This is a genomic window from Mesorhizobium sp. BH1-1-4 (assembly GCF_020165665.1).
Classification (GTDB): Bacteria; Pseudomonadota; Alphaproteobacteria; order Rhizobiales; family Rhizobiaceae; genus Mesorhizobium.
Window position 1 is genome coordinate 419,094 of the sequence record NZ_JAIUIN010000001.1, and the last position, 16,315, is coordinate 435,408.

The window sequence follows — 16,315 nt, forward strand, 5'->3', positions numbered from 1 at the left end:
CGGCGCGGGAACGCGCCACGGTTGAAATGCTTCGTCCGGATTGCGTTCGCGAGCCTGGTCCTTCACGGACTTCTTGGTGCCGACGGGCTGCCGGCAGCTTCGCGATCTAGAACCCGTATGCCTCCTAGTCTGTGCCCCCAGCCCTTAAGCCTTGTTCTTGTTGTAGACGTCGAAGATGACGGCGCCGAGCAGCACCAGTCCCTTGACCACCTGCTGCCAGTCGACATTGACGCCCATGATCGACATGCCGTTGTTCATCACGCCCATGATGAAGCCGCCGACCACCGCGCCGATCACCTGGCCGACGCCGCCCATCGCCGAGGCGCCGCCGATGAAGACGGCTGCGATCACGTCGAGCTCGCTGCCGAGGCCCGCCGCCGGCACGGCCTGGCCGAGACGCGCCGCGATGATCAGGCCGCCGAGCGCCGACAGCACGCCCATATTGACGAACACCCAGAGCGTCAGCCTTTCGGTGTTGATGCCCGACAGCTGCGCGGCCTTGGCATTGCCGCCCATCGCATAGATGCGCCGGCCGATGGTCATGCGCTTGGTGACGAAGACGAACAGCGAGATCAGCACGCCCATCACCAGGAGCACGATAGGCAGGCCCCGATAGGTCGCGAACTGGAAGACCAGGAAGAGCGCCAGCGCGCTGCCCACCAGGGTCTTGATGACGAACAGAGTGAAAGGCTCTGCCTCATAACCATGAAGCTCGCGCTTGCGCCGCGTCCTGAAGCCGAAATAGGCATAGGCCAGCACGGCGATCAGGCCGAGCACGACCGTCGTCATGTGCAGCGTCAGGCCGCTGCCCAAAATGGTCTTGCCGGCCGCGTTAACCGTCGGCGGGATCAGCGTCAGCGGGCCGATCACGTCCGGGATGAAGCCGGAACTCAGCGCCTTGAAGCTGTCGGGGAGCGGGCCGACCGAGGAGCCGCCGCCAAGCAGGGCCTGGCAGATGCCGCGGAAGATCAGCATGCCGGCCAGCGTCACGATGAAACTCGGAATGCGGTGATAGGCGATCCAGTACCCTTGCGCGGCGCCGATCAACCCTCCGACGATGAGGCAGACGATCGATACCACGAGCGGATTGCTGAATATGCCGAGCGGCCAGATCACCATCATCATCGCGGCAAGCGCGCCGATGAAACCGGCGACCGATCCCACGCTGAGATCGATATAGCCGGCGACGATGACCAGCAGCATGCCGAGCGCCATCACGATGATGAACGAGTTCTGCTGCACCAGATTGCTGAGGTTGACCGGTTTGAACAGCGTTCCCGACGTCGTGTACTGGAAGAACAGCATGATGACGATCAGCGCGATGATCAGGCCGTATTCGCGCAGGTTCGTCGTCAGCGCCGAGACGGCGACTCGAGACCCCTGCTTGACGTCCTCCGAGGTGCCGCTTTGCGGCGCGGGAGCGCTGTCTGTGCTCATGATGCTTTTCCTTCTCCGCGAACAATGGCGCGCATGATTTTTTCCTGGCTGGCGTCGCTTGCCGCCATCTCGCCGACGATGCGTCCTTCGTTCATGACATAGATCCGGTCGGTGATGCCGAGCAGTTCCGGCATTTCCGACGAGATGACGATGATCGCCTTGCCCTCGGCGGCGAGGCGGGCGATGATTGTATAGATTTCGTACTTGGCGCCGACGTCAATGCCGCGCGTCGGCTCGTCGAGGATCAGAACTTCCGGGTCGGCGAACAGCCATTTCGACAGCACCACCTTCTGCTGGTTGCCTCCCGAGAGATTGCCGGTCAGCTGATAGACGCTCGACGCACGGATATTGGTCTTCTTGCGATAGTCGTTGGCGACGCTCATCTCGCGCATGTCGTCGATGACGCCGCCGCTGGAAACGCCGCCGAGGTTGGCCAGCGTCACATTGTGCTTGATATGGTCGATGAGGTTCAGCCCATAGGTCTTGCGGTCCTCGGTGACATAGGCGACGCCGTTCTGCACCGCCTTGCCCACTGTCGAAAGGTCCACGGGCTTGCCGTTGAGCAACACCTCGCCGCTGATGCGCCGGCCATAGGAGCGACCGAACAGGCTCATGGCGAATTCGGTGCGGCCGGCGCCCATCAGCCCGGCGATGCCGACCACTTCGCCCTTGCGCACCTTGAGGTCGATGCTCTTGATCACCTGCCGTTCGGCATGGATCGGGTGGTAGACCGACCAGTCCTTGACTTCGAAAATGACGTCGCCGATGTTTGGCTCGCGCGGTGGATAGCGGTCGTCGAGTGAGCGGCCGACCATCGAGGTGATGATCCGGTCCTCGCTGATCTCCGTCCTCGGCAATGTTTCGATCGTGCGCCCGTCGCGGATCACCGTCACCTTGTCGGCGACGCGGTTCACTTCGTTGAGCTTGTGGGAAATCAGGATCGAGGTCATGCCCTGCCGCTTGAACTCGAGCAGGAGATCGAGCAGCGCCTGGCTGTCCTTTTCGCTGAGCGACGCCGTCGGCTCGTCGAGGATCAAGAGCTTCACTTCCTTGCTCAGCGCCTTGGCGATTTCGACCAGCTGCTGCTTGCCGACGCCGATATGGGTGATCAGCGTCTTGGGGTCTTCCCTGAGCCCGACTTTCTTCAACAGCTCGGCCGTGCGCGCCTCGTTGGCGTCCCAGTCGATGACGCCGTGTCTCGCGCGCTCGTTGCCGAGGAAAATGTTTTCGGCGATCGACAGCATCGGCACCAGCGCAAGCTCCTGGTGGATGATGACGATGCCCTTGTGTTCGCTGTCATGGATGCCTTTGAAATGGCATTCCTGGCCCTGAAAGATGATCTGGCCGTCATAGGTGCCGGAGGGATAGACACCCGACAGCACCTTCATCAATGTCGATTTTCCAGCGCCGTTCTCGCCGACCACGGCATGGATTTCGCCTTCCTCGACGCTGAGATTGACGTTCGACAACGCCTTCACGCCGGGGAACGTCTTGGTGATGTCGCGCATCTCCAAAATCGTCGAGGTCATTAGGCTAGCTCCTCCTAGACTTTCTTGTTTTTACGCAATTCCCTAGGGAAAGCGCTAGGCGCTTTTCCCGGGAAAACCGCCGCGCGCTTTTCCTGGAATTGCTCTAGGCCGGCAGAAACAATACCGGGGCCGCTTGTGAACGAAAAGGGGCCCTGCGTCGCGCAGGACCCCTGTCCTTGTAACCGGGATTACTTCAGGTCTTCGGCCTTGATGTAGCCGGAGTCGACGACCAGCGCCTGGTAGTTCGACTTGTCGACCTCATGCGGCGTCAGGAGGATCGAGGGAACCACCTTGACGTCGTTGTTGTAGGTCTTTTCATCGAGGCCGTCCGGCTTGCCGCCCGAGAGCACCTTGTCGACCAGCTGCACCGTGGCCTTGGCCAGTTCGCGGGTGTCCTTGAACACGGTCGAGTACTGCTCGCCCGAGATGATCAGCTTGACCGAGGCGGTCTCGGCGTCCTGGCCGGTCACGATCGGCCAGGGCTGTGCGTCGGTGCCGTAGCCGACGGCGCGCAGCGAGGCGGTGATGCCGCGCGACAGGCCGTCATAGGGCGACAGAACGCCATCGACGCGGCTGCCGTCCGAGTAGTTGGCCGACAGCAGGTTGTCCATGCGCGCCTGGGCGGTGGCGGCGAGCCAGCGCAGCGTGCCGACCTTGTCCATGCCGGTCTGGCCGGACTTGATCTTGATCGAGCCGTCGTCGATCAGCGGCTGCAGGACCGAGATCGCGCCATTGTAGAAGAAGAAGGCGTTGTTGTCGTCGGGCGAACCGCCGAACAGTTCGACGTTCCACGGCTTGGTGTTCGGGAAACGCTCCTTGAGACCCTTGACCAGGGAATTAGCCTGGATCACGCCGACGCCGAAATTGTCGAAGGTGGTGTAATAGTCGACGTTCTTGGTCTTCTTGATCAGGCGGTCATAGGCGATGACGACGACGCCCGCGTCGTTGGCCTTCTGCAGCGCATCCGACAGGGTGGTGCCGTCGATCGAGGCGATGATCAGCGCCTTCGGGCCCTTGGTGATTTCGTTTTCCAGCTGGCTGAGCTGGTTGGGGATGTCATCCTGCGCATATTGCAGGTCGACCGTGTAGCCGAGAGCCTCGAGCTGGGACTTGACGGCGTCGCCGTCATTGATCCAGCGCTGCGAGGTCTTGGTCGGCATCAGCACGCCGACAAGACCCTTGTCGGCCGCGTGCGCCTGATAGCTCATGGCAGCGATGCCAAGGGCCGCCACGGCGGCCAGCGTCTTGATAATCTTCACATTACTCTCCCTGGTTGATGGACGCGACACCTCGGGGCTTCGCGGGCCGCGCGGCCAAGCAGGAGCGCAAACGCGCCGCTGTCGGCTTTATCGATCTCCGGTATCCTCCCAATCGGCTCCGCGACGCAGTTTCAATCGATACGATTTTGGCCGTCGCCGACCCCTGCGCTTCGGAACGCGCGAAGGGTGGGTCGCTTTGACATAACTGTCAAATGCGATCTCTGGTGATTGCTATACCGAAACCGGTATGATTTAGCATGCGGAAGGAACCGGCGGAAAGATTGGAAGATCATGGCGGCATTGCGCGATCCCGATGCAATTCCAGTGAGTTACGAGAAGCTCCCCAGAGACGGGGAGACGCTGCTGCGGAGCGGCCTGAGCTTGCGCCACATGCGCATGATCGCCGCCCTCGACGATCACGGAAGGGTGAGCGCCGCGGCCCAGGTCATGAACATCTCCCAGCCGGCCGCCTCGCGCATGATCGCCGAGATGGAGGCGGTGCTCGACGTCAAACTGTGCGAACGGCTGCCGCGCGGCGTCACCCTCACGCCCTATGGCCAGGCACTCGCCAGGCGAGCTCGCTCGATCCTGCTCGAGATGCGCGAGGCCGACCGCGAGATTGCCGAGCTCAAGGCCGGTAAGGGCGGCGCGGTTTTCCTCGGCGCGGTGACCGCGCCGGCAATCGAATTGGCGGTGCCGGCGATCCGCGAGATCCGCCGCATCTACCCGCGCATCGAGATCACCATGCAGGTCGAGACGTCTAACGTGCTCGCCCGCGAGCTGATCGCCTCGCGCCACGACTTCATCATCGCCCGCATTCCCGACGACCTCAATCCGCGGCTGTTCGAATCGCGTGTGATCGGCGTCGAGAAGGCCTGCCTGATCGTGCGCCGAGGCCACCCGCTCGCCAGGGGCAATGTGGTGCGGCTGGAAGACACCGCTGCCTATGACTGGGTCTTCCAGTCGGGCGGTTCGCCCTTGCGCCAGGCGATGGAGAGCAACTTCCTGAACCGCAACATCGCGCTGCCAGACCGCATCTTGAACACCAGCTCGCTGCTGCTGACTCTGGTCATGGTCGCGCAATCCGATGCCATCGCCCCTGTCTCGGTGCAGGTGGCGAAATTCATCCAGAATCCGGACGGGCTTGCCGGCGCCATCGATGTCGTCCAGACCGAATTCGACATCGAGGTCAGGCCCTACAGCCTGATTACGGTCAGGAATCGCGTACTGTCGCCGGCGGCCAAGATGCTGCATGATTTCATCCTGCGCGAAGTGGGATGATGGAACGAGAATTGCAGTCGCGCGTTCAAACCGATCGGCATGCGCGCTGGAGCCTTTTTTGGGCGAGGGAACGAGGTGTCGATGGTCAACAACTCGGGAGGTCTTTATGGAACGTCGGTTGTTTCTTACTGGATTGCTTGGCGTTGCGGGGGCAGTGGCGTTTGCTGGTGTAGCCGGAACCGGCCGCGCGGTTGCAGGTGTTCCCCAGGGCAACGGAATTCTCGATGAGCTGGACAAGCCGGATTCGGCGGTCTTCGAAGGGGATGACGAAGTCGAATTGGAGCAGGTCTCGCATCGCCGCGGGCATTTCCGCCGCCATCATGGCCACAATGGCCACTGGCGCCGTCGCCACGGGCGTCGTCGCGGTTGGAGACGAGTTTGCCGCAGCTACTGGCGCCATGGCCGCCGCCGTAGCCGCTGCTGGCGCGAGCGCGTCTGGCTCCGCGCCTGGCTGTAATCGGCTTCTGACTGAGTAGGCGCCGGCCTACAGCATGGCCGGCGCCTGCTCCCGATTCCAGGAACAATGAATGCGTTCGGCGCCGTGACATGGGTCGGGTCGTGCTGCAGCGACAGGACCGCCTTCGCAGGCGATTTCCTGTGGCCGGGCGAAGGCGCAGGTGCGAATCGGGCGGGCCTAACAAGCCGACAACCTAGATACTGCGATGTCAGGCTGGAGCGGGTAGCGGGAATCGAACCCGCGCGTTCAGCTTGGGAAGCTGACAGGCTACCATTACATCATACCCGCGCTGCAGCCTCGTTATCATGACGCCATGGCGTCGGGCAATCGCAAACCGGTCTCACAATGCGGGCTTCGCCAGTTCGCCGGTGACGGTCGGCGCTGGCTCCCTGGCCTTCGCGACTTCGCCGCCGGCGGCGAAGCTCGGCCAATATTTCGAGATGGCCAGCGTCGCGCCGGCGGAAGAGAAATGGCCGTAGTCGAAATAGAGGAACTGCTTGCTGGCGGCATCCGCGTAGGAACAGCCAGTGGCGTCGCACAGATAGGCGAGCGGATCGATGAAGGTCGCGCCCTTGGCGTAGGGCTGTACCTCCTTGTTGATGTCGGGATCCATGGCCATCGGCCAGGATGTGCTCACGGCGCCCTCGTGTTTTGCAAAGAAGGCGATCTTCTGGACATCGGCGATGAACTCCGGAGACTGGCCGATGACATAGACCTTGACACCCATGTCGCGCAGTCGGTCGATCGTCGTCTGCAGCCCGTCGAAGCCCCTGGCCTGGTAGTCGGTCCATCGGCCGCTCAGGATCACCGCCTGGATGTTGGCCTCGCGGATGATCGACAGCGCCCGTTCGTTGAAGCGGGTGCAGGCCGGCCGGGCGTAGGAAAAATAGGTCAGGTTGGGCGGGCAGCCGGCATAGGTATATTGGATGACGTTGGCCTGGATTTTATCGGCGTTGGCCTCCAGGCCCGACACATAGTGGGCGGCGAAGGAATCGCCCCACAGCAGCACATTGGTGGCAAAGCCGTGCGTGCGCGTGCAGGCGGCGAGATTCCAGTTCTCGATCCGGTTCCCGCCCTCGTTGAAGCAGACACCGTTGCGCCAGTCGCCCACCACGATCCTTTGTGTCGAAAAATCGGGAAACCGCTGTGGAAACCCATTGCCGAGCATGCCGGCCAGGCCGCCGATGCACAGCAGCGCGATCGCCGTCGCCGAAAAGGCGAAGATCGGCAGCGGTGCGGTGAAGGCCCGCTTCTGCCGGAAAGGCTGTTCGACATATTTCCACGAAAAGGTCGCCAGGGCGAAGCTGGCCCCCGTCATCGCGACGATCGTCGGCACGGAGATGGCTTTAAGGGAGAGGTAGTGGACGAAGGAATTGATCGGCCAGTGAACGAGGTAGAGCGAATAGGAGATGAGGCCGACCCAGACCATCGGAGCGAATTGGAGCACGCGCGTGGCGACCGGCACCGGCCGGTCCGCGTGATTTTGGCCCGCGTAGATGAGCAGCGCCGTTCCGATGCAGGGAAACAGGGCATTGTAGCCGGGAAACGGGTCGCTCTCCGAAATCGTCAGGAAGCCGAAGGCGAGCAGGGCAAAGCCTGCCAGGCCGATCAGTTCCGTCGCCGGCCGGCTGGCAAGCGCCGGCGGCTTTTTCAGCATCAGCATGGCGCCCAGCGCCAGTTCCCAGATGCGTGTCGGCAGGAGATAGAAGCCGGCGGTCGGCGCCAGCGTGGTCGCCGTCACCGCCAGCGCAAAACTGCCGATGGCGATCGGCAGGAGTATCGTCAGCCAGCGCTTCGAGGCATAGCGGTAGATCAGGTACACGAGGATCGGCGCGAAGATGTAATACTGCTCCTCGACCGACAGCGACCATGTGTGCAGCAGCGGCCGCAGCTCGGCGTCGATCGAAAAATAGTTCGTCGTCTTCCAGAAATAGATGTTCGACCAGAAGGTCGAGGCAGCGATCACGCTGAGGCTGTATTCGTGCAGGTCCGACGGCAGCAGGATGAACCAGGCCGCAATGCTTGAAAGCAGGATGACGAAGCTCAGAGCCGGCAAGATCCGCCTTGCACGGCGCCAGTAGAAGCGTCCGATCGAGAACTGGCCGCGATCGAGATCGTCGAGCAGGCTGCCGCTGATCAGATAGCCCGATATGACGAAAAAGATGTCGACGCCGGTGAAGCCACCTGGAATGGCCGACACGCCGAAATGGAAGAGCACGACGGGCAGCACCGCGACGGCCCGCAGGCCATCGATGTCACGCCTGTAGTTCATTCGGCCGGTCCCAACGCCGTGACCCGCGACGGTCGCTCGGCGGGACCTGACAGGCTCGTCATGCGGTGATCCCGCGTCGTGCGAAAAATCATGGCTTGTAGGCCTCACGGAATGTGCCCTGCAGCATAGTTTTGCTGCACCGCAACATGCATGTCAAGGCGAATGCCAGGCCCGTGAGCGCCGGTGGCGCCGGTTTGCGAAGGGAGGCGATAAATCAGGCGCCGGGAGGCAGGTAGATTACGGCATGGTCGTCGGCATAGGCTCGCTTCCAGCCCAACTCCGCGAAGAAGGGGATGCGTGTGTCGTCGGCGGCAAGCAGCGCCCAGCTAATGGCGTATTTCTTCAACTGCGCCTCCAGCAGCGGTTTCCCGTCGCTTTGCCCCGTCGCGTCATCCGCTTTCATGAACCCGCCCAGGAACAACTGGTCGGTCCTGCCATCGATATAGGTCTTGATGCCGTGGAAAATCAGCGTGCCGCCGAAATTGTAGGAATTCAGCACGTTGCCGGCGAGGTTGTGATCCCTGGCGAATGCAAGCGCACCGCTGGCTGATGTCTTCGGACTTGGCTCGACCTGGTAGGCACTGCCGGCGATCGCGGCCACACCGAGCACCAGGACAATGACCGCGGCGCAAAGCGCGTGGAACCGCCTGGCAAAGAACATTTCCAAGCTGTCTCGCTTTTCCGCCAGCCAGGTCGTGGCCGAGAGCGGCGGATATTGCCGTGCGATTTCGACCGCCATCACCAGGGGTATCAACAGAAAGGGCAAATACATAAATCGCAGATGGGTGAGATAGACATGCAAGGTGAAGGCGATGAACAGCGCCTTGGCCCAGTCGATTCGTATCCGCGACACCAGCAGTGCGAAAAGCGCCGCCAGCATTGCGATTTCCTGGGAAGATTGCTCGCTCGCGTTGAAAGGGCGCCATTCCTGGATCAGGGATACCGCCTCATTGCCGCTGGCGACGGTGAATGTGGCCAGGATTGCTTTCACGCCGTAAGGATGGATGAGGCTGGCCACCAGGCAAAGCAGGCCGAACGCGACCCATCTTGCCAGGAGCGCGGGCTTCGACAGGCCGATGCGTGCCAGAAGGTTCAGGCCGGCAAAGCCGGCGATCACGAAGCTCAGCGTGAAGGTCGCGTGCAGGTTCGCCCACAAGACGACCAGCGCAAGCAGCCACCAGGGCGGCGCCTGCTCCTCGGCCGAAGCGCGAAACAGCACCGCGGTCCAGGCGACGATGATGGGCAAGGTGAAGACATGTGGACGCGCGGTATAGATCGGGGCGATCAGAAAGGCGGCGGCGAAGGCCAGCGCCACCGCCAGTGTCGGCTTGAGCCGCGCGGTGAGGAACCATGTCATCATCAGGACCATCAGCCCGATCGTGGCGATGATCAGCGTGACGACGCCATTCCAGCCGGCAGCGCGATAGGCTAGTCCGAGAAGGACCTGGCCCAGCCATTCCTTGGCGATCCAGGGCTGGCCGGCGAAGGTATAGGAATAGGGGTCGACGGTCGGAAATGTCCGGTTCGCCAGGAAGTCCAGCCCCACCTTCACCTGCCACCAACTGTCGGGGTCCTGTAGGGTCGCGCCGGCAAAGGGGACGAGTGCCATAGCCGTGAAACAGGCTGCGAGGAGGCAGAACATCAGCCTGATCCGTTCCCCCTGCACCGCCTCCGGCTGAGCGTTCGTCATATTGCGTTGCCCCTGACTGTTTGCGCCGGCGTTTGGTTCAAGACACCGGCCCGGACGGCGACCGCCCCGGCCGCTCCGTCATTGGAATTTTGCGGCCGGCATGGTCGTGATCGCCATGGTCCACGAACACGAAGTGCGCCGAGCCGAGGTAGAAGACAATCGAGTAGACGCAGATCCCCGCAAGGTGAACCAGAGGGCTCTCGATCAAGCCGGCCGAACGGGCCGCGATCACGATTGCCAGATTGAGGCCGTAGGCGATCAGGAAGACGCTTCCATAGCGCAGTGCCGTTCCGCGCCGCGAGCCATCCCTCCCGCCGAAGGTCCAGTTGCGGTTGAGAAAGAAGCCCACGACCAGACCCGCCGCATAGCCGGTCGCATTGGCAAGGATGTCGCCAAGCCCAAGAGCAAGCCCGGCCAGGATAACCGTATATCCCAGCGCCGTGTTTAACAGGCCGACCGCACCGAAACGAAGCAGCCTCGAACAGTCAAACGGCAGGCTTGACCACATGCGCAAAATATTGGGCTCCGACGGGTATCTTGGTGAGAAACCGTTCCAGCGGCCTCAGCCTCGCAAGCAGTCTGGGGAAGAAAATCCGGTAGACGATCCGCGTGTTGGAAAGACCCGCCGCGGCCAATCGCCCGCGCATCTCGCGCGAGGTGATCAGCACCGCATTCTCGTCGAAGGCGCAATTTCTGACCGCGTGGGTGGTCAGAGGATTCCACGGATTGTGCTCGAAGAGAAAAAAGCTGCCCCCATCGGCCATAACCCTGCCGATCTCGGCGAGCAGCCCGACCTGGAGGGTTTCGGGAATGTGGTGGAAGACGCAGGCCGCGAATGCCAGATCGAAGCTGCCGTCAGCGAAGGGAATCGTCTTGCCATCGAAATGCGCGAAGACGCCCTGGCCGGGAAAACGCTTGCGGGCGATGTCGAGCGATTCCCGCGAAGGGTCGAGCAAGACGATCTCGCTGTCGGGAAACGCGCGGCGCATATGGCCGAGCGAATTGCCGACCCCGGCGCCGAAGTCGAGAATGCGCCGCGGCGTCACACCGGCTTGCGCCAGCGTCGCGGCGACATCGTCGATCTTGTATTTCGCGAAGAATTCCGGCGTCTCGCCGCTCAGTCTTATGCTCGCGGCATGCTGTTCCTGGTATTCTCGCGCGAACTGGTCGAACTCGGCTTCAAGCACGGGCGGCCCTCTTTGCCATCTCCTGGAGGCGGTGGACAGGCAAATCCTGGTCTTCGGTCGCCGCCTGGCTTCGTGAAACGATCTCGTTAACGAAGTAAAGCGGCCGCCGCTTCGTCTCCATGTACATGCGGCCGAGATACTCGCCGAAGATGCCGAGCACCAGAAGCTGGACGCTGCCCAGGATGAGGATGATCGCGGCAAGGCTCGTCCAGCCGGGCATCACGTTGCCCATGGCCCATTCGAACAGCGCGTAACCCAGCACCACCAGGCCGAGCAGGCCGAACATCATCCCCAGCAACGAGGCAAACCGCAGCGGCACGATCGAAAAGCTGGTCATCGCGTCGACCGCCAGAAGAACCATCTTCTTCAGCGGATAGTGGGTGGCTCCGGCAAAGCGCCGGTGCCGTTCATAGGGGAAGGCCACCTGCCTCAGCCCGATCCAGCTCACCATGCCGCGAATGAACCTGTAGCGTTCGGGCATCGTGTTCAGGTGGTCCAGAGCACGGCGGCTCATCAGCCGGAAATCTCCGGTGTTTGGCGCGATCTCGACATCGACCATCCGGCCGAGCAAACGGTAGAACATCGAGGCGGAGGCCAGCTTGAACCAGCTTTCGCCGTCCCGTTTCACCCTTTGGCCGTAAACGACGTCGAAGCCTTCATCCATCTTCGCCAGCATCGCGCCGAGCAGTTCAGGCGGATCCTGGAGATCGGCGTCGAGAATGAGGATGCGCTGACCGCGGCAGAACTCCAGTCCCGCGCTCAAGGCGATCTGGTGGCCGTAGTTGCGGGCAAGGTCGATGGCGACCACATGGTCGTCCTTTTCGGCCAGCTCGAAAATGGCCTCGCGGGTGCCGTCGGTCGCTCCGTCGATGACGAGCACGACCTCGTAGGAGAGGCTTTGCTCGAGACATGCGGCGCTGACGCGTCGATGAAGCTCCGCCACGCCGTCGCGCTCATTGTAGCAAGGCACGACGACCGACAACATGGGTGCGCGGTGCGCGCCGATTTTTTCCGTTCCCACCAAAGCCTGGCTCCCGCTTTGGAGATGGCAATAGCGGCAATTGGTTAGAAAACAGATAAGCCAGGGATCGGCGCGGCGGTTGCCGGCCCTGCCGCGATGCTTTTGGTGCCGTCAATGGCCCGAGTCACAAACAAACCGGCAGTTCCATGCGGATGCGGGCGCCGCGCCATGAGCCGGCCAGGATCCGGATCGTTCCCTGGTGCAACAGGGCGATCTGCCGGGCAAGATTAAGCCCCAGCCCCGCCCCACGCGACTGCGGCCTGAGGCGATAAAAGGGTTCGAAGACATTCTCCTGCTCTTCCACGGGAATGCCCGGGCCTTCGTCGCGCACTTCGATGCCACCGGCCTTGTCGATCGCGATCGTGATCGTGCCGACGCCGCCGCCATGCTCAATTGCGTTGCGCACGAGGTTGGCGAGCGCCCGCTCGATCTGCGGCACGTTGACTTCGACGCGTGTCTTGTCAGGCGAGGGCTCGAAGGCAAGGTCGTAGCCGGCCTCGATGGCGAGCGGCGCGAAGTCGGCCGCCACCCGGCTGACGAGACCCTCGAGATCGACGATCTCGCGCTGGTCCGATGGCCGGTCGAGCAATTGATGGTCGAGCAATTGCTGTGCAAGATGCGACAGGCGCTCGATATCATGCAGCAGCCGCGCGCTCTGCGGCTCCTGCCGCAGCAATTCGGCGCGCGTGCGCAGGATGGCGATCGGCGTGCGCAATTCGTGCGCGGCATCGGTGAGGAAACGGTTGTGCCGGTCATAGCCCTGCGCCAGGCGGGCCAAGGCTTCGTTGAAGGCATGCACCAGCGGCGCGATCTCCTGCGGCACATGCTTGACGGGCAACTGCATCGCGCGGGTACCGATATCGATGCGGGCAGCCTGGCGGACGGTTTCGACAAGGCCGGCAAAGGAACGGCGCACCACGGCCGGCGTCGTCACCAGCGTGGTGGCGCCCATGACCAGGACGATGGGCAACAGCAGTATGGCGATGACGAGCGCCAGCGCCGGCAGCGCGCGCTCCCAGTTCCTGCTGCCATCCGGATACCGGGCGACCTCGACCGTGGCCGAAATGTTGATCTCGAGCCCGTCGGTCTCCTGACGCGAGGACTGCGTCGCGGCGATGATCTGGACCGCCCCGGCCTTGGTCGAAGCGTTTTCGATATAGGCTTCCGGCCGCATATCCTCATCGGAGAATCCGATCGTGGCGTGGTCTGCTTCACCGAGCAGCCCGCCGAAATCCTTGGTGTAGACAGCCGGTATCGTGCCGGAACGGACGCTCTGCCCGCGATCGTCGCGAACGATGTACCAGACATTCGGGAAGCCCCGGCGAAACGCCGCGAGTTCTTCCGTTTCACGCACGATCAAGCTGCCGTCCTTGTCGCGGTCGACGGCATCCTTGACGGCCGCGACGGCAGCCTCATTGTCGATAAGCAGCCTCGGATTGGCAATCCAAAGGGCGGCCGCGCAAAGCACGATGAAGAAGAGCAGCGTTGCTGCCTGCAGCAGGATCAGCCGGCGGACCAGGATCCATTGCAGCGATCGCGTGCGGACCTTCTTCACGAGACTGCCCGCAGCAGATAGCCAAGGTTGCGGATCGCCCGTATCTCGATGCCGGCCGCGACATCATCGAGTTTGCGGCGCAGCCGCGAGACATGTGCGTCGAGCGCATTCGAGCCGATCTCGTCGTCCAGGGCGTAGACGGCCTCCTCCAGAGCGCCGCGCATGATGGTCCGGCCCGGCCGGCGGATAAGGGTTTCAAGCACCAGCCTCTCACGTCGCGGCAAATCAAGGGCCTGATCCTCGACCAGCGCCTCGCGATGGCGGAAATCATAGGTGAGGCGGCCGACCATCGTCTGGTTGGCGCGCGGAGTGAACGAGCGGCGATGGAGCGCATGCAGCCGCGCGACGAGTTCCACCGTGGCGAAAGGCTTGACCATGTAATCGTCGGCGCCGGCATCGAGCCCGGCCACCCGGTCGTCCAATCCGCTCATCGCCGTCAGCGCGATGACAGGCACATCCAGGTGCAATGCGCGCAGGCGCGGGATCAGGCTGAGACCGTCGCCATCCGGCAGCCGGCGGTCCAGCACCACGGCGTCATGATGGCCCAGGCGAGCGACCGCCTCCGCATCGGTCAAGGTCGCGGCATGGTCGACGATGATATCCAGACGCTCCAGAGCGGCCTTCAGCACGGAGGCCATTTCCGGTTCGTCCTCGACCAGCAGGACGCGCATTGGCGTTCTCCTTCACCCGTAGCCGCGGGATTTGCCGCCGCCGCGGCGGTTCATTCGCATTCCAGCTTTGGCCGGCGGAAATTGGTGATGAACCAGCGGCCGCCGGAAGCGCGGGCGTAAAATGTGTAGAAGCATTCCTGACGCTCGATATAGCCGGGCGTCTCGGTCTCTTCATGGACGGTTCCGTGTTTTGTGTGGCGAACCTCGCTGCTCGATGTCCCGGCAACCGTTGACGTCGAGACCTGGCGCCATTGATAGGCACGCTCCCCCTGGCCGAGATCGACGACCGCCGTTGGTGGACCGTAGTCCAAGACGACCGATTCGACCGGCTGTCCGACATAGTTCTTCATGATGTCGGAGGCGCAGCCCGCCAGGGCGAACGCGGTCGCGATGAACACTATCTTGGACGTCCGTCGGCCGGCGCGATGCGTGGACATTGCTGATTCCATGGTGAAAACGCCGGACCTAGATTGCGAAGATTACATCGACATTGCGACAAGCATGGAATGTTCGCGGCCTCGAAGGGACATCGGTGTCCAGGAACCAAGACCGAGAAGATCGCGCAATGCCGTTGCTGGCATCGCGCGATCGAATCCGCCATTTGCCACTGCTAGAACCGGTAGTTGATGCCGGCTTTCAACTCATGGCTGCCGATCGTCTCCCTGGATCTGCCAAGGGTCGATGTCGTTTCCACGCCGGGGGTGCGGACATAGTCGTACTCGACCTTGGCCGAGAGGCCGCCGGCGAAGCCCTGCTCGATGCCGGCGCCGACAAGGTAACCGACCTTCCAGCCGTCGCTGCTTATCACGCCGTCGCCCTTGTCGAACCTGGTCATGGCCACGCCGCCGGTCCCAAACAGCAGGGTCTGGTCGAAACTGACGCCGGCCTTCGCCTTGGCCGCGCCACGCCATTTTTCCTTGATCTTGCCGCCCCGGACATCGTGTTCGGCGCCGCCCAGATAGGAACCTTCGATCTCGGCGCCGAGAACCGCCGGACCCATCTGCTTGACATAGCCGGCCTGGACGCCGCCGCTGAGGCCGTTTCGGCCCGCGAACGGGTTCGGCATTCCCGTGAACGCCGTCCCGTCATGGACGCCGACATAGGCGCCGCTCCATTGGAAGGCGGGGGGATCGTTGTAGGTGGGCGACAGGTCGGCGGCCATCGCCGGTCCGAGGAGACAGACGGCAAGGACACTCGCCGTCAGGACGATCTTTGCTCGAGAGGACACTGCATTACTCCAACACAAACGCGCATCCGGCACCGATGCGCTGGTTAACTGCCGAGGAGCCGGACCGTTGGGGCCGTCGGCTCCGATTGGTGTCTTTCAGGGATGGTTGCGCGGCTTTGGGGACCGGCTTTCACCGGCTGTGGTAGGGGCAGAGCGCCGCGCGGTCCGTCACCTGAAAGACGCCTGGAATCTCGCAAGTGAAAATTGCACGCACATTGCGCAGAACTGGAAAATGACGATTTTGTGCTTTATTTTCAATAAATTAAAATGAATTTGTTTACCCGTTTTTAAGAATTGCGGAGGGCTTGAAGCCGCTCGGTCAGTTGCTCGAACGATAGAGGGCCCTCTCCGGGTTGCGGCTTGTCGGTTCCAGGCATGCACCGCGCCGGCTTGATGGATGGCCGCCAAGCACGTATCTCTGGGCCGTGCCCACGAGTCCGGGCATCTCAATCGGGAGACGACCTTGTCCGCACTGACGCGCTTTCTCGGCGACTCGCCGCTCAGGGTTGTCCTGAAGCTGCTGGTGATATCCTTTCTCGTCGGCCTGGTCATGAATGCCTTCGGCTGGTCGCCGATGGACGTGTTCTACGGCATCCAGAAGTTCTTCATGGACCTCTGGAATCTCGGCTTCCACGCCATCGACCGCTTCCTCGGCTATATCCTGCTCGGCGCGGCGATCGTCGTGCCGGCCTTCATCCTGCTCAGGGTCGTCAACTACCGGAAATGAC

The 16,315-nt window shown here is 62.5% G+C and carries 15 protein-coding genes and 1 tRNA gene; 2 read left to right on the forward strand and 14 right to left on the reverse strand.

Annotated elements, in window-relative coordinates; genetic code table 11:
• Positions 1 to 144: 144 nt before the first annotated feature.
• From mmsB to chvE, 3 genes are all read right to left on the reverse strand, one after another.
• A complete protein-coding gene (gene mmsB, locus LB569_RS01915) occupies positions 145 to 1,437 on the reverse strand; it encodes a multiple monosaccharide ABC transporter permease (protein WP_224690840.1) in 1,293 nt (430 codons plus the stop codon).
• Positions 1,434 to 2,966, reverse strand: a complete 1,533-nt coding sequence (gene mmsA, locus LB569_RS01920; RefSeq protein ID WP_224690841.1) for a multiple monosaccharide ABC transporter ATP-binding protein — start codon at positions 2,964 to 2,966, stop codon at positions 1,434 to 1,436. Before mmsA ends, mmsB begins: the two co-directional genes overlap by 4 nt.
• Positions 2,967 to 3,154: 188 nt before the next feature.
• Positions 3,155 to 4,225, reverse strand: coding sequence for a multiple monosaccharide ABC transporter substrate-binding protein (gene chvE, locus LB569_RS01925; RefSeq protein WP_140706107.1), 1,071 nt, complete (start codon positions 4,223 to 4,225; stop codon positions 3,155 to 3,157).
• A gap of 291 nt (positions 4,226 to 4,516) precedes the next feature.
• Here chvE and LB569_RS01930 point away from each other — a divergent pair, with 291 nt between their 5' ends.
• The gene (locus LB569_RS01930; RefSeq protein ID WP_140706105.1) at positions 4,517 to 5,506 is read left to right on the forward strand and encodes a LysR family transcriptional regulator; all 990 of its coding nucleotides are present in this window, start codon (positions 4,517 to 4,519) and stop codon (positions 5,504 to 5,506) included.
• A gap of 85 nt (positions 5,507 to 5,591) precedes the next feature.
• Here the strand turns inward: LB569_RS01930 and LB569_RS01935 are convergent, their stop codons facing one another.
• The 11 genes from LB569_RS01935 to LB569_RS01985 all read right to left on the reverse strand — a co-directional run bounded on the left by LB569_RS01935 (position 5,592) and on the right by LB569_RS01985 (position 15,587).
• Positions 5,592 to 5,843 carry a hypothetical protein gene (locus LB569_RS01935; protein ID WP_224690842.1) on the reverse strand — a complete coding sequence of 84 codons (252 nt, stop codon included), beginning with the start codon at positions 5,841 to 5,843 and terminating at the stop codon, positions 5,592 to 5,594.
• Positions 5,844 to 6,177: 334 nt separating this feature from the next.
• Positions 6,178 to 6,251, reverse strand: a tRNA-Gly gene (locus LB569_RS01940).
• Between the two features lie 52 nt (positions 6,252 to 6,303).
• Complete coding sequence (locus LB569_RS01945) at positions 6,304 to 8,235, reverse strand: acyltransferase family protein (protein ID WP_224690843.1); 1,932 nt, start codon at positions 8,233 to 8,235, stop codon at positions 6,304 to 6,306.
• A 214-nt stretch (positions 8,236 to 8,449) separates the two neighbouring features.
• Positions 8,450 to 9,925 carry a hypothetical protein gene (locus LB569_RS01950; protein WP_224690844.1) on the reverse strand — a complete coding sequence of 492 codons (1,476 nt, stop codon included), beginning with the start codon at positions 9,923 to 9,925 and terminating at the stop codon, positions 8,450 to 8,452.
• 37 nt (positions 9,926 to 9,962) lie between these two features.
• Positions 9,963 to 10,433, reverse strand: coding sequence for a GtrA family protein (locus LB569_RS01955; RefSeq protein WP_224691115.1), 471 nt, complete (start codon positions 10,431 to 10,433; stop codon positions 9,963 to 9,965).
• Entirely contained in the window at positions 10,411 to 11,112 is a 702-nt protein-coding gene (locus LB569_RS01960) for a class I SAM-dependent methyltransferase (protein ID WP_224690845.1), read from the reverse strand. The genes LB569_RS01955 and LB569_RS01960 overlap by 23 nt, the downstream gene beginning before the upstream one ends.
• Positions 11,105 to 12,133 (reverse strand): glycosyltransferase family 2 protein, encoded by a 1,029-nt coding sequence (locus LB569_RS01965; protein WP_224690846.1) that lies wholly within the window; start codon positions 12,131 to 12,133, stop codon positions 11,105 to 11,107. The genes LB569_RS01960 and LB569_RS01965 overlap by 8 nt, the downstream gene beginning before the upstream one ends.
• A 124-nt stretch (positions 12,134 to 12,257) precedes the next feature.
• Positions 12,258 to 13,688, reverse strand: coding sequence for an ATP-binding protein (locus tag LB569_RS01970; RefSeq protein ID WP_224690847.1), 1,431 nt, complete (start codon positions 13,686 to 13,688; stop codon positions 12,258 to 12,260).
• On the reverse strand, positions 13,685 to 14,359 hold the full coding sequence (locus LB569_RS01975; RefSeq protein WP_140706091.1) for a response regulator transcription factor: 675 nt from the start codon (positions 14,357 to 14,359) through the stop codon (positions 13,685 to 13,687). Before LB569_RS01975 ends, LB569_RS01970 begins: the two co-directional genes overlap by 4 nt.
• A gap of 50 nt (positions 14,360 to 14,409) precedes the next feature.
• Positions 14,410 to 14,796, reverse strand: a complete 387-nt coding sequence (locus tag LB569_RS01980; RefSeq protein WP_224536037.1) for a hypothetical protein — start codon at positions 14,794 to 14,796, stop codon at positions 14,410 to 14,412.
• A gap of 173 nt (positions 14,797 to 14,969) precedes the next feature.
• Positions 14,970 to 15,587, reverse strand: coding sequence for an outer membrane protein (locus tag LB569_RS01985; RefSeq protein WP_224690848.1), 618 nt, complete (start codon positions 15,585 to 15,587; stop codon positions 14,970 to 14,972).
• A 463-nt stretch (positions 15,588 to 16,050) separates the two neighbouring features.
• Here LB569_RS01985 and LB569_RS01990 point away from each other — a divergent pair, with 463 nt between their 5' ends.
• On the forward strand, positions 16,051 to 16,314 hold the full coding sequence (locus tag LB569_RS01990) for a DUF6460 domain-containing protein (RefSeq protein ID WP_224536033.1): 264 nt from the start codon (positions 16,051 to 16,053) through the stop codon (positions 16,312 to 16,314).
• Position 16,315 lies beyond the last annotated feature (1 nt).

Bases quoted from the DNA above. Each gene is read 5' to 3' on its own strand.
- mmsB (WP_224690840.1), bottom strand. From the start codon at position 1,437: ATGAGCACAGACAGCGCTCCCGCGCCGCAAAGCGGCACCTCGGAGGAC.
- mmsA (WP_224690841.1), bottom strand. From the start codon at position 2,966: ATGACCTCGACGATTTTGGAGATGCGCGACATCACCAAGACGTTCCCC.
- LB569_RS01930 (WP_140706105.1), top strand. From the start codon at position 4,517: ATGGCGGCATTGCGCGATCCCGATGCAATTCCAGTGAGTTACGAGAAG.
- LB569_RS01945 (WP_224690843.1), bottom strand. From the start codon at position 8,235: ATGAACTACAGGCGTGACATCGATGGCCTGCGGGCCGTCGCGGTGCTG.
- LB569_RS01950 (WP_224690844.1), bottom strand. From the start codon at position 9,925: ATGACGAACGCTCAGCCGGAGGCGGTGCAGGGGGAACGGATCAGGCTG.
- LB569_RS01955 (WP_224691115.1), bottom strand. From the start codon at position 10,433: ATGTGGTCAAGCCTGCCGTTTGACTGTTCGAGGCTGCTTCGTTTCGGT.
- LB569_RS01975 (WP_140706091.1), bottom strand. From the start codon at position 14,359: ATGCGCGTCCTGCTGGTCGAGGACGAACCGGAAATGGCCTCCGTGCTG.
- LB569_RS01980 (WP_224536037.1), bottom strand. From the start codon at position 14,796: ATGTCCACGCATCGCGCCGGCCGACGGACGTCCAAGATAGTGTTCATC.